At 70.9% G+C, this 13,233-nt stretch carries 11 protein-coding genes; 2 read left to right on the forward strand and 9 right to left on the reverse strand.

The genetic code is table 11. The annotated features are described in order from the left end of the window. Positions 1-711: a ribonuclease HII gene (gene rnhB, locus K7B10_RS12245; RefSeq protein WP_229336130.1), complete on the reverse strand. Its 711-nt coding sequence runs from the start codon at positions 709-711 to the stop codon at positions 1-3. 69 nt (positions 712-780) lie between these two features. Next, positions 781-1,383, reverse strand: coding sequence for a TetR/AcrR family transcriptional regulator (locus K7B10_RS12250; protein ID WP_229344963.1), 603 nt, complete (start codon positions 1,381-1,383; stop codon positions 781-783). Between the two features lie 141 nt (positions 1,384-1,524). On the opposite strand from K7B10_RS12250, the gene K7B10_RS12255 reads away from it, so the two are divergent. Further along, a complete protein-coding gene (locus K7B10_RS12255) occupies positions 1,525-3,078 on the forward strand; it encodes an MFS transporter (protein ID WP_229336131.1) in 1,554 nt (517 codons plus the stop codon). Positions 3,079-3,163: 85 nt separating this feature from the next. On the opposite strand, the gene K7B10_RS12260 is transcribed toward K7B10_RS12255, so the two are convergent. The 7 genes from K7B10_RS12260 to nrdR form a co-directional block, all read right to left on the reverse strand. Continuing rightward, on the reverse strand, positions 3,164-4,897 hold the full coding sequence (locus tag K7B10_RS12260; protein ID WP_229336132.1) for a DUF4153 domain-containing protein: 1,734 nt from the start codon (positions 4,895-4,897) through the stop codon (positions 3,164-3,166). A gap of 154 nt (positions 4,898-5,051) precedes the next feature. Further along, positions 5,052-5,969 (reverse strand): ADP-ribosylglycohydrolase family protein, encoded by a 918-nt coding sequence (locus K7B10_RS12265; RefSeq protein ID WP_229336133.1) that lies wholly within the window; start codon positions 5,967-5,969, stop codon positions 5,052-5,054. A gap of 11 nt (positions 5,970-5,980) precedes the next feature. Continuing rightward, entirely contained in the window at positions 5,981-6,640 is a 660-nt protein-coding gene (locus K7B10_RS12270; RefSeq protein WP_229336134.1) for a histidine phosphatase family protein, read from the reverse strand. A 72-nt stretch (positions 6,641-6,712) separates the two neighbouring features. Further along, on the reverse strand, positions 6,713-7,318 hold the full coding sequence (locus K7B10_RS12275; RefSeq protein WP_030859610.1) for a YdbC family protein: 606 nt from the start codon (positions 7,316-7,318) through the stop codon (positions 6,713-6,715). 32 nt (positions 7,319-7,350) lie between these two features. Then, complete coding sequence (locus K7B10_RS12280; protein ID WP_229336135.1) at positions 7,351-8,202, reverse strand: arylamine N-acetyltransferase family protein; 852 nt, start codon at positions 8,200-8,202, stop codon at positions 7,351-7,353. Between the two features lie 228 nt (positions 8,203-8,430). Then, positions 8,431-11,319, reverse strand: a complete 2,889-nt coding sequence (locus K7B10_RS12285; RefSeq protein WP_229336136.1) for a vitamin B12-dependent ribonucleotide reductase — start codon at positions 11,317-11,319, stop codon at positions 8,431-8,433. Positions 11,320-11,451: 132 nt separating this feature from the next. Then, a complete protein-coding gene (gene nrdR / locus K7B10_RS12290; protein WP_229336137.1) occupies positions 11,452-11,964 on the reverse strand; it encodes a transcriptional regulator NrdR in 513 nt (170 codons plus the stop codon). A 472-nt stretch (positions 11,965-12,436) separates the two neighbouring features. Here nrdR and lexA point away from each other — a divergent pair, with 472 nt between their 5' ends. After that, positions 12,437-13,228 carry a transcriptional repressor LexA gene (gene lexA / locus K7B10_RS12295; protein ID WP_030859621.1) on the forward strand — a complete coding sequence of 264 codons (792 nt, stop codon included), beginning with the start codon at positions 12,437-12,439 and terminating at the stop codon, positions 13,226-13,228. Positions 13,229-13,233: the final 5 nt, after the last annotated feature.

Genomic DNA, 13,233 nt, shown 5'->3' on the forward strand with positions numbered 1-13,233 from the left:
TCAGAAATCGAAGCCGAGTTGGCCTCCGTTTTCCAGCTCCGTCGCTTCCTCGCTGCGCCGCACCTTCTTGAGGTGCCGCCACTTGGGCAGCCCGTCGAGGTACGACCACGAGAGCCGGTGGTACGGGGTGGGCCCCAGCTCCTCGAGCGCGGCCCGGTGCACCGGCGACGGATATCCGGCGTTGTCGCCGAAGGCGAACTCCACGCATCCGCCGCCCTGTTGGCCGAGCTCGGCCATCATCCGGTCGCGCCTGACCTTGGCGATCACCGAGGCGGCCGCGACGGCGACGCAGGACTGGTCGCCCTTGATCACCGTACGGACCCGCCAGGGCGCGCCGAGATAGTCGTGCTTGCCGTCGAGGATCACCGCGTCGGGCCGCACGGGAAGCGCCTCCAGGGCGCGCTCCGCGGCGAGCCGCAGGGCGGCCGTCATCCCGAGTGCGTCGATCTCCTCCGGGGAGGCGTGCCCCAGCGCGTAAGCGGTGACCCAGTCCTCCAGGACGTCGAGGAGCGCGTCGCGTCGTTTCTGGGTGAGCAGTTTGGAGTCGGTGAGACCTGCGGGCGGCCGGCGCAGACCGGTGATCGCCGCGCACACGGTGACGGGACCGGCCCAGGCCCCTCGTCCGACTTCGTCGACCCCGGCGATGACCTTGGCGCCGGTGGTTGCACGGAGGGAGCGTTCGACGGTGTGGGTGGGTGCTTCGTACGGCATGGCGCCAGCAAGGGTACGCCGCCCTGCGCCGCCTGCACACCCCGCCCCGGGTGGAGTCCGTACGGCGTCTCACGCCCTGAGCAGCGGCACCATCACCCGATCGATCATTTCCGTGATGTCCGCATCCGTCCATTCGCTCCCGCACACCTTCGCGCGGTACATCATCATGGCCGGAATGACGTCGACGACGAACGGACTCGCCGCGTCCGGCCGGACGTCTCCCCGCTCGATCCCGCGCTGCACAAGCTCCCCGATCAGGCGATGGGCCGGCTCGTGCAGCCCGGCCCGGACGACGTCGTGGAACCGGCCCGCATGGGCGCGGTCGCATTCGTGAAGGACCGCACGCAGCGCCTGACCAGCGCGCGACTCCATCACGTCACGCATCCGCACACACAACCGGAGGAAGTCCCCCCGGACCGATCCACCGTCGGCGATCTCACCCATCGGCGGCAGACCGGCCCGCAGCACCTCGGTCACCAGGTCGGCCTTCGAGGGCCACCGCCGGTACACCGCCGCTTTGCCGGTGCGCGCGCGGGCCGCGACACCCTCCATGGTGAGCCCGTTCCAGCCGACCGTGCTCAGCTGCTCCAACGCCGCGTCGAGAATCGCCCGTTCGAGCTCCGGACCCCGCCTGCGACCCGGCGACGCCACCGACCAGCGCGAACCCACCATCGCCTCCGCCTTCGACCCGCCCACGCGCCCCTCGTACGCATTTTCAGCCTTAGTGAACGGTTGTGTTCACTAACCGGGGACTCCTACCGTGGGGCCGCAGTGAACGGCTGCGTTCACTCTTTCACTATGGGGGGATCCTCGGTGAAAAGCTCTCCACTCGCCACGCCCCGGATACCGGGCGCGGCCCGCCGGGAAGGGCGGCCCGGCGTGGCACTCGCGGTCATCGCCGCCTGTCAGCTCATGGTCGTCCTCGACGCGACGATCGTGAACATCGCGCTCCCGCACATCCAGACCGCCCTCTCCTTCTCCACCACCGACCTGTCCTGGGTGATCAGCGCGTACACCCTGGCCTTCGGCGGCCTCCTGCTGCTCGGCGGCCGGGCCGGCGACATCCTCGGCCGGCGCCGCGTGTTCCTGACCGGCATCCTGCTCTTCACCCTGGCCTCCCTCCTCGGCGGCTTCGCCGAGGAGCCCTGGCAACTGCTGGCCGCCCGCGCCCTCCAGGGCGTCGGCGGCGCGATCGCCTCGCCGACCTCGCTGGCCCTGATCACCACGACGTTCGCCGAAGGCCCCGAGCGCAACCGCGCGTTCGGCGTGTTCGCCGCCGTCTCCGCGGGCGGCGGCGCGATCGGCCTGCTGACGGGCGGCATGCTCACCGAGTGGCTCGACTGGCGCTGGGTGCTCTTCGTCAACGTGCCGATCGGCCTGCTGATCGCCGTGCTCACGCCGCTCTACATCACCGAGTCCGAGCGCCACCCGGGCCGCTTCGACATCGCGGGGGCCCTCACCTCCACCGGCGGCATGGCCTCCCTCGTCTACGGATTCATCCGCGCGTCCGAGGACGGCTGGCGCGACGGGGGCACCCTCGTCTCCTTCGCCGTGGCCGTCGTCCTGCTCGGGCTCTTCGTGGCCGTCGAGTCTCGCGCCCACGAGCCGATCATCCCGCTGCGGATGTTCGCCGACCGCAACCGCGCCGGCACCTACCTGATCATGCTCGGCCTCGCCGCCGCGATGTTCGGAATGTTCTTCTTCATCGTCCAGTTCGTCCAGAACGTGCTGGACTTCTCCCCCATCCGGTCCGGGCTCGGCTTCCTGCCGGTGACCGTCGCGATCGTCACCGCCGCCGGGCTCTCGCAGCGCTTCCTGCCCCGCTTCGGCCCCAAGCCGTTCATGGTCGCCGGATCCGCCCTCACCGGCACCGGCCTCGCCTGGCTGACCTCGATCCGCACCGACAGCTCGTACGTGTCCGGGGTGCTCGGGCCGATGCTGCTCTTCGGCTTCGGCATGGGCCTGAACTTCGTGACGCTCACCCTCACCGCCGTCTCCGGGGTCGCCCAGCGGGAGGCGGGCGCGGCTTCCGGGCTGCTCAACGCCAGCCAGCAGGTGGGCGGCTCGCTCGGCCTGTCGATCCTCGTCACCGTCTTCGGCACGGCCAGCCGGAACGAGGGCGCGAAGCAGGTGCCGGACTTCATGGCCCACGCGGACCCCGATCAGATGGCCGCGTTCAAGGAGACCGGGCGGCTTCCCGACCCCTGGGGGGACCTCGTCCTCACCCAGGGGATCTCCACCGCGTTCATCGCGGCCGTGGCCATGGCCGGAATCGCCCTGGCCACCGCGCTGCTGGTGATCCGGGTACGCAAGAGCGACCTGGAGGCCCTGAACGGCGCCGTCGCGGAGGCCGGTCCGGCAGCCTGAAGCTCCGCGGCGCGGCGTACGGGGACCCCGGCGCGCGAGGTGGTCCCGCGCCGGGGCCCCCGTACGTCTCGGGCGGCTCCGGCGGCTACTCGATGCGGCTGTGGAAGGTGCCCAGGGTGCGGCACACCTCGTACGAAGCCGTCACCGGACGCTCGCGGAGGATCCGGCGGGCCCGGTACTCGCCGAGGCTCATCGCGTACCACGGCACCTCGCCGCGGCTCGACAGGTCGTTGTTGATCCCGCGCAGGGCGCAGGAGCGGCGGGGTTCCGGCAGCCGGTCCAGCGCGGGCACGGCGTCCGCAGACAGGGACTGGAAGTACGCCAGGTCGAGCTTGCCGGTCTGCTCGAAGCGGGCCGCGTTCTTCTCGGCGACCACGCCGTCCGGGGACAGCAGCCCGAAGGCCAGGACGGCGGCGGCCGCGCCGGCCGCGAAAGCGCGCGGCAGCCAGCGCGCGCCGAACACCCCGGCGGCCATGATCAGTACGATCACCAGCCCGAGCCAGAGCTCCATCGCCGCCACCGACACGCGCAGCCGGGTCAGCCCGTACGCGTCCACGTACAGGTCCATGCGGCGCAGCGCGGAGGCGACCACGACCAGGGTCAGGGCGCACAGCGTGCCGAGCACGACGCAGACGAAGCGGCGGTCACCGGCTCCGGAACGCGGGGCCCACCGCAGGGCGATCGCGATCACGGCGAGGGTGAGCAGGGTGGCCCAGAGCAGCTGCCAGAAACCCTGGCGGGCGTATTCGGCGTAGCTGAGCCCGGTGCTCTGCAGGACCTTGTCGTAGCCGCCGAACAGGACTGCCAGCTGGACGGCGTTGAAGCCGGCGAAGAGCAGGTCGAGCACGATGAGGGGAAGCGCCCATTCGACGCGGGAGCGGGCCTTGCCGGGCGCGATCCGGATGCGGTCCCAGCGCGAGGGCGCGGCGGCGGCGCGGGCGGCGGCGAGCGCGAGGGCGGCTCCGAACAGGAAGAGCACGAGGCGTACGGGTCCGTCGCCCAGGGAGATCTCCGGGGTGAGCCCGTCCAGCAGGTCGGCGAAGGCGGCGTCGGCGGAGGCGAACAGCGTGCCGAACAGCACCAGCAGGACGAGGGCCACGGCGGCGGCCTTGACCACGGGCAGCCAGCGGGCGCGGTCGACCCCGCTGCCGCGCGAGCGCAGCCCGTTCCAGGCCCAGCGGATCCCGAGCACGGTGGAGTCGACGAAGCCGAACGGACTGAGCAGGACACCGGGCCAGGTGCGGCTGCCGTGCAGGGCCAGCGCGCCGAGCAGGACGGCCGCCAGCAGGGCCAGGGTGGAGGGCCAGTCGGCGTCACGGAGGGCGGGTACGGCGAGGAGGGCGGTGCAGCCCACCACCCAGGCCACGCTCCAGGGCCGCGCACGGCGCCCCGCCACCCGGGCGGCGAGGTACGCGCCGACCGCGGCGGGCACGACGGCGAGCAGCAGCCCGAGGCCCAGGCCGTCACCGAGGAACAGACCCGAGGCGAGGCCGGCCGCCGCGGCGGCGAGCAGCACGGCGGTGGGTACGGGCCCGGCCGGCTCCGGTCGTGCGGCTTCGGCCCAAGCCAGCGGCACGATGGACCACGCCCCGGACTTGGCCCGCTGCCGGCGGACTTGGTAGGCCTGCCACGCCTGGGGGTCCCACCCGGGCGGCGGCCCCTCGCCGGCCCCACCCGCGGGCCGGCGGGCGGCCTGCGCCGGGGCGGCGGGCCGGCCGGCGGCTGCCTCCGGGTCACCGGTCGGCCGGGCCGGCTGCCCGGGATCGGCAGGCGGGCCGCCGGTCTCGTCGCCGGGCTCGCCGTCGGTGTTCTCTGACATCGGGTTCCCCTCCCCTGTCGGCCGCCCTCGTCGTCACGACGGAGGCGGCAGCGCCGACAGGTTAGGCCCGTGACGTGCGGTGTCAGCCCGGCCGGAAGTCCGCTGTGGCAGGACCGTGACAATCGCAGAGGCCCATGTCGCCGGCCCTCCGGCCCTAGCGCGCCGCCGTCTCCGGCAGCCAGGCCGGCAGGGCCTCCGTACGGGCCAGCCAGGCGGTCGGCAGCACGGCGTCGCCGCGTGCTCCCAGTACCCCGCCGACGATGGCGCAGGTCGTGTCCACGTCCCCGCCCACCTGCGCGGTGGTCCAGAACGCCCGCTCGTAGTCGTCCAGCGATCGCGCTGCCGACCACAGGGCGAACGGCACGGTGTCGTGCGCGCTCGTCCGTCGGCCACAGCCCAGCACCGCCGCGACCGTCGTGGCGTCGCCGTAGTCCAGCATGTCCCGCGCCCGCCGCAGCCCGGCTCCGACGGCGCTGCGCGGCACCAGTGCGATCACCCCGTCCAGCAGGTCGCCGGCCTTGGGCGGACCGGCCGGATCCGCCGCCAGCGCGGCGGCCGCCGCCACGGCCATGGCACCGCACACCGCCTCACGGTGCTGGTGCGTGGTGTAGGCGGAGATCTCCGCCTGGTGCGTGGCCTGCTCCGGATCGTCGGCGTACCAGGCGCCCAGCGGTGCGATCCGCATGGCCGCGCCGTTGCCCCACGAGCCCTGCCCGTTGAACAGCTCGGCGGCCAGCGTGCGCCAGTCCTCGCCCTCCCGGACGAGGCGGAGCATCCGGTTGACGGCGGGACCGTAGCCACGGTCGAAGTCGTGGTGGTGGGCGAAGGAGCTCGCCAGGGCGTCCTGGTCGATGCGCCCGTGCGCGGCGAGGACGGCCACCACCGAGCAGGCCATCTCGGTGTCGTCGGTCCACTGCCAGGTCTCGCCGCCGACGGGCAGCTCGCGGCGCTTGAGGAGGGGGTAGTTCACGGGGACGAAGTACTGGGAGCCCAGGGCGTCACCCAGGGCCAGCCCGCGGAGGCTGGCCATGGCGCGTGCGTAGCGCCTTTCGGAAGCGGAGTGAGCGGTCATCCCGCGTCAGTTTAGCCGTCCAGGTCATAAGGCTCCGGTGTGGTCCACCTCTCAAATGGGCGGTCCATGCGGTAGCGGCCGTCCGGACCCAGCAAGAGCACCCGGAATTCGCCGTTCCCGGGGTTGGACAGGGCCTCGAACTCGGACACCGACCAGTGGAACCAGCGCATGCAGAAGAGCCGCATCGTCAGCCCGTGCGTCACCAGCAGCACGTTCGGCGGGTGGTCCGGGGCCTCGAAGCTGCGGTAGAGGCTCTCCAGGAAGGAACCGACCCGGTCGTAGACGTCCGCGCCGGACTCCCCCTGCGCGAAGCGGTAGAAGAAGTGCCCGTACGCGTCGCGGTACGCCTTCTGCAGCCGTACGTCGTCACGGTCCTGCCAGTTCCCCCAGTCCTGCTCGCGCAGCCTCGGCTCCTCGCGCATCCGGACCCGCGACGGGTCCAGCCGCAGCTCCCGGAAGGTCTGGAGGGTCCGGCGGTAGGGGGAGACGTACGCGCTGATGGCCTCTTCCCCGAACAGCTCGCGCAGTCGTTCGCCCGCTTCCGCGGCCTGCCCGCGGCCCTGGGGGGTGAGCCGCAGGGCGTGGTCGGGTTCCCGCTCGTACACCGTGTCATCGGCATTCCCCTCCGATTCCCCGTGCCGGACAAGGACGATGCGCCGTGGTCGTGCCATCCCCCGACCCTATGCGGCGGCCGACGGGCCGAGCACCCGGGCTCGCCGGTCGGCCCGCCGATCGTCCTACGGTCATACCGTCCAGGAAGGTTCGAGGTCGACGACGTCACCGGTGAGGGCTTCCACGTCGGCCTCGGTCTGGGCGCGCAGCGAGAGCCGCTCGACCCGCTCCTGCCGGTACTTGCCGTGCTCGGCGGCGGCGTGCCACATCGAGAGCACCAGGAACTCCCGGCCCGGTGCCTCCCCGAACAGGCCCCGGATCATTCCGGGTGAGCCGGCCATCGCCGGGTTCCACACCTTCTCCTGCATGAGGGCGAAGTGGTCCACGCGACCCTCCCGCACCCGGGTGTGGGCGACCCGCACGACGTCCGCGTCGGTGAAGCGCGGCTCGAAGCCGGTCTTCACGTCGAAGCGGTGGTCGAAGAGCGTGACCCGCGCGTTCGTGTACGTCCCGGTCTGGGACGCGGCCAGCCGGTCGTGCGAACGGGCCATGAAGGAGTCGTAGAACGAACGGCTCTCCCAAAACGCGAAAACATGCGCGACCCCCTGACGCCCCCGGCTCCAACCGCCGCCCTGTCCCCGGAATCCCGGCTCGCCAGGCAGCCCCGCCCACTTGCGCTGCCCGCGCTCGAACCCGCGTCGGTCCGTCACCGTGCAGCGAATCCACTTGACCAGCACCGCGCCATCGTACGGGCCCGGCGCTGCCCCGGTCAGTCCCCAGCGCGGTTGATCCGCACCAGTTCCTCCGCATCCCGCCCGGACAGCCGAAGCCCGAACTCCCGGTCGAGCAGCGCGAGCAGCTCGTCGGGCTCCACGGAGCGCCGCTCGACCCGCCCGTCGGCGTGCAGTCGGTTGAGCTCCCGCCCCACGAGCGCCCGGCGCACGGGGTGGTGGACGGAGTCGCCCGGGTGCTGGACGATCACCCGCGCGACGAATACGGACCGGGGGTGGGTGGAGCTGTAGTGGTTGAGCAGGACATAGTCGACGGGGTGGTAGCGCTGCGGGGAAAACGCGTACAGGTCCCGCCAGATGCCCTCGCGCAGGATGGACAACGCGAGAATCCCCTCTTCCTCCTCGCGGACGGCGTACGTCCACTCCCCCTGCACCACTTCGGCTCCGGGCCGCGCGAGCGGGACGGGCTCGCGCGGCCCCTGGTGGCCGAACCCGGCGTCGCACAGCCAGGGTTCGCCGTCGACGGTGACGACGAGGACGGCGTGCGTCACCGCGAGCAGGGTGTCCCCCCGGGTGCGGTTGCGGGCGCCGCGCCCGGAGACCTCGAAGCCGATCCGCTCCAGGGCGGCGGCCAGCAGGGAGTTCTGCTCGTAGCAGTAGCCGCCTCGGCGGCCGTGCACGAGCTTGTCCTCCAGAGCCTTGACGCCCAACTCGACGGGGCGGCCGAGCAGCACGTCCAGGTTCTCGAAGGCGATGGCACCGGTGTGGGCCCGGTGCACTGCGTACAACGTCCCGAGGTCCGGCCGGAGTTCCCCGTCCTCCCCGACCGGTCCGTCGTATCCGATCCGTGCCAGATAGGCGTCCAGATCCAGCAGCTCACCGCTCCACATGTCTCCCCCGTCTCCCATCCGCCCCGGCCGCCGTCTCGGCTCCCGGCACATCCCGGCGGCGCTCGCCCGCCCCCGCACCATGATCCCCTTGACCGCCCTGCGCACCAACCCGCGCCGGGGAGGACCCGACCGGCGTCACGGCGCTCACCGGAACACGCCGAGGCGGGGACCGGCACGATGTGCCGGTCCCCGCCTCGTCAGCCGCTCAAGGAGCGGTGTTCAGCCGTGTCAGCTGCAGCCGCTGGTCGAGCCGCAGCCCTCGCAGATGTAGCAGGAGCCGGCGCGCTGCATCTTCGTACCGCAGGAGAAGCACAGCGGGGCGTCGGCGGAGACGCCGAGCTGCATCTCGACCAGTTCGGCGTTGGAGTGCGCCGTCTTGGGGGCCTGGACGTCGACGACCGCGACCGGCTTCGGCGCCGACGGGACGGCGGCCAGCGGGGCCGACTGGGCCAGGGACTCCGTGTCGAGGTCGTCCTCGAGCGGCTCGTACGAGCCGGTGTCCAGGTGACGCTGACGCTCCTCGGCGGTGTGGATGCCGAGCGCCGAGCGGGTCTCGAAGGGCAGGAAGTCGAGCGCCAGGCGGCGGAAGATGTAGTCGACGATCGACTGCGCCATCCGCACGTCCGGGTCGTCCGTCATGCCGGCCGGCTCGAAGCGCATGTTCGTGAACTTCGAGACGTACGTCTCCAGCGGGACGCCGTACTGCAGACCGACCGAGACGGCGATCGAGAAGGCGTCCATCATGCCCGCGAGGGTCGAGCCCTGCTTGGACATCTTCAGGAAGACCTCGCCCAGGCCGTCGTCCGGGTAGGAGTTCGCGGTCATGTAGCCCTCGGCGCCACCGACCGTGAAGGAGGTGGTGATGCCCGGGCGGCCCTTGGGGAGGCGCTTGCGGACCGGACGGTACTCGATGACCTTCTCGACCGCCGCGCGGATGGTGTCCTCCGCCTTGGCGGTGACCTCCTCCTTCTCCTCTTCCTTCTTCTTCGCGGAGAGGGGCTGGCCGACCTTGCAGTTGTCGCGGTAGATCGCGAGCGCCTTGACGCCCATCTTCCAGGCCTCGAAGTAGATCTCCTCGATCTCCTCGACGGTCGCCGACTCCGGCATGTTGACCGTCTTGGAGATCGCGCCGGAGATCCAGGGCTGGATCGCGGCCATCATCCGGACGTGGCCCATCGGGGAGATGGAGCGCTCGCCCATGGCGCAGTCGAAGATCGAGTAGTGCTCGGTCTTCAGACCCGGGGCGTCGACGACCACGCCGTGCTCGGCGATGTGCGCGACGATCGCCTCGATCTGCTCCTCCTGGTAGCCCAGGCGGCGCAGGGCCTGCGGGACGGTGCCGTTGACGATCTGCATCGAGCCGCCGCCGACGAGCTTCTTGAACTTGACCAGGGCCAGGTCCGGCTCGACACCGGTGGTGTCGCAGGACATCGCGAGACCGATGGTGCCGGTCGGCGCGAGGACGGAGGCCTGGGAGTTGCGGAAGCCGTTCTTCTCGCCGAGGCGCAGGACGTCCTGCCAGGCCTCGGTGGCCGCGGCCCAGATCGAGTTGTCCAGGTCGTCGGTGCGCGGCGCGACGGCGTTGGCGTCGCTGTGCTGCTTCATGACGCGCTTGTGCGCCTCGGCGTTGCGGGCGTAGCCGTCGTACGGGCCGACGATGGCGGCCAGCTCGGCGGAGCGCTTGTACGCGGTGCCGGTCATCAGCGAGGTGATCGACGCGGCGAGGGTGCGGCCGCCGTCCGAGTCGTACGCGTGGCCGGTCGCCATCAGCAGGGCGCCGAGGTTGGCGTAGCCGATGCCCAGCTGGCGGAAGGCGCGGGTGTTCTCGCCGATCTTCTGCGTCGGGAAGTCCGCGAAGCAGATGGAGATGTCCATCGCGGTGATGACGAGCTCGACGACCTTGGCGAAGCGCTCGGCGTCGAAGGACTGGTTGCCCTTGCCGTCGTCGTTCAGGAACTTCATCAGGTTCAGCGAGGCGAGGTTGCAGGACGTGTTGTCCAGGTGCATGTACTCGCTGCACGGGTTCGACGCGGTGATGCGGCCGGACTCGGGGCAGGTGTGCCAGTTGTTGATCACACCGTCGTACTGGATGCCCGGGTCGGCGCAGGCCCACGCGGCCTCGGCCAGCTTGCGGAAGAGCGCCTTGGCGTCGACCTTCTCGATGACCTCGCCGGTCATGCGGGCGCGCAGGCCGAACTCGGTGCCGTTCTCGACGGCCGTCATGAACTCGTCGTTCACGCGGACGGAGTTGTTGGCGTTCTGGTACTGGACGGACGTGATGTCGTCGCCGCCCAGGTCCATGTCGAAGCCCGCGTCGCGCAGGGCGCGGATCTTCTCCTCTTCCTTCACCTTGGTGGCGATGAAGTCCTCGACGTCCGGGTGGTCCACGTCCAGGACGACCATCTTGGCCGCGCGGCGGGTGGCGCCGCCCGACTTGATCGTTCCGGCGGACGCGTCGGCGCCGCGCATGAAGGAGACCGGACCGGAGGCGTTGCCGCCGGAGGAGAGGAGCTCCTTGGAGGAGCGGATGCGGGAGAGGTTCAGGCCGGCGCCGGAGCCGCCCTTGAAGATCATGCCCTCTTCCTTGTACCAGTCGAGGATCGACTCCATGGAGTCGTCGACGGCGAGGATGAAGCAGGCGGAGACCTGCTGCGGCTGGGGCGTGCCGACGTTGAACCACACCGGGGAGTTGAAGCTGAAGATCTGGTGCAGGAGGGCGTAGGTCAGCTCGTGCTCGAAGATCTCCGCGTCGGCGGGGGACGCGAAGTAGTCGTAGTCCTCGCCGGCCTTCGTGTACGTCTTCACGATGCGGTCGATGAGCTGCTTGAGACCGGTCTCGCGCTGCGGGGTGCCGACGGCCCCGCGGAAGTACTTGCTGGTGACGATGTTGACCGCGTTGACCGACCAGAAGTCGGGGAACTCGACGCCACGCTGCTCGAAGTTCACCGACCCGTCGCGCCAGTTGGTCATGACGACGTCACGGCGCTCCCAGCTCACCTCGTCGTACGGGTGTACGCCGGGCGTGGTGTGGATGCGCTCGATCCGAAGGCCGCTCTTGGCAGTCTTGGTCCCCTTGGCGCGGGAACCTCGTGCCGAGCCGCTCGCCGTCTCTGTCATGCCGCTTCCTCCCATATGCGGGCAAAAACGCCCTAAAGTGCCAGCGTTATTCCGCGGCACGGCCTGTCTTGTATCTACGTTTCTTCGCCTGGCTGTCCCGGGCCGCGGCCGCGCTGCGCTGCGGCCGCCCGGTCAGTCGGCGGCGGAGGCGGGCACGGGGACCGGAGCGGTCCCCCCGGTCTCGCACTCTTGGGGGTGAGACCGCGGCACGCGGAGTTCCGCGATGGCGGTCTCGAAGTCTTCGAGCGTGTCGAACGCCTTGTAAACGGACGCGAACCGCAGGTACGCGACCAGGTCGAGCTCCTGCAACGGGCCGAGTATGGCCAGACCCACGTCGTGGGTGGTCAGCTCGGCGCTCCCGGTGGCGCGCACCGCCTCCTCGACCCGCTGGCCGAGCTTGGCGAGGGCGTCCTCGGTGACCGGCCGTCCCTGGCACGCCTTGCGCACGCCGGAGATGACCTTGGTACGGCTGAAGGGTTCGGTCACCCCGCTGCGCTTGATCACCATCAGCGAGGCCGTCTCCACCGTCGTGAAGCGACGGGAGCAGTCGGGGCACTGACGGCGCCGGCGGATAGACGTGCCGTCGTCCGTTGTGCGGCTGTCGACGACGCGGCTGTCGGGGTGCCTGCAGAAGGGGCAGTGCATGGTTCCCTCACCCTCCCTCTTGGCACGACTGAATCACCCCGCGGGGCCCCTGAACGACCGGGACGGGTCTCGGTCGGGGGCTCGCGAAGCAGCCACCAGCATATGCGATGCCGAGGGCCTCGGCGGACCGGGGACCACAACTTCTGGGCGGCAGCGCTCATCCAACCACTAGATCTTGGGTTGTGGTGGATTTACTTCGTTCCGCGTGTCGGCGCACACGATGCCCGGACGGAGGCCTTCCCGGTGCCACACTGGGCACAGGACCGGAGGCTGGCGATCCGAGCGGGAAGGGTACCGTAAACAGCGGATGCCGGACCGAACCCGCATTCGGCGACCCGATCGTCCATACACCCCTTGATGTGCCCAGGTTGGACGATCCCCGATTTTTCACTCGAACGTGTGTTTGGCGCAACCTTTCGAAAGCAACTACCGTTGTCCAGCTAGGGAGAACATTTCGAGAGGGGCCGCCGACGTGACCACCACAGCAGACAGTGCCACCATCACTGCCCAGAACCGCTCCCAGAGCCGACTCGAGCCGGTGCATCCCATGAACGACGCAAGTCTGAACCCGGAGCCGGAGCCCGCGCGCCCCGCGCGCTCGCTGCCGGGCCGACCTCCAGGCATCCGCGCCGACAGCTCCGGGCTCACGGACAGGCAGCGCAGGGTCATCGAGGTCATCCGCGACTCGGTGCAGCGGCGCGGATACCCGCCGTCGATGCGTGAGATCGGCCAGGCGGTCGGCCTGTCCAGCACGTCGTCGGTGGCCCACCAGCTGATGGCCCTGGAGCGCAAGGGCTTCCTGCGCCGGGACCCGCACCGCCCCCGGGCGTACGAGGTCCGCGGCTCCGACCAGCCCAGCTCGCAGCCCACGGACACCACCGGCAAGCCCGCCGCCTCGTACGTGCCCCTGGTCGGCCGGATCGCGGCCGGCGGCCCGATCCTCGCCGAGGAGTCGGTGGAGGACGTGTTCCCGCTCCCCCGGCAGCTCGTCGGCGACGGCGAGCTCTTCGTCCTCAAGGTCGTCGGTGACTCGATGATCGAGGCCGCGATCTGCGACGGGGACTGGGTCACGGTCCGCCGCCAGCCGGTCGCGGAGAACGGCGACATCGTCGCCGCGATGCTCGACGGCGAGGCCACGGTCAAGCGCTTCAAGCGCGAGGACGGGCACGTCTGGCTGCTCCCGCACAACGCCGCCTACCAGCCGATCCCCGGTGACGAGGCGACCATCCTCGGCAAGGTCGTCGCGGTACTGCGCCGAGTCTGAACCCT

It is taken from the genome of Streptomyces flavotricini, assembly GCF_020639365.1.
Lineage (GTDB): Bacteria > Actinomycetota > Actinomycetes > Streptomycetales > Streptomycetaceae > Streptomyces > Streptomyces flavotricini.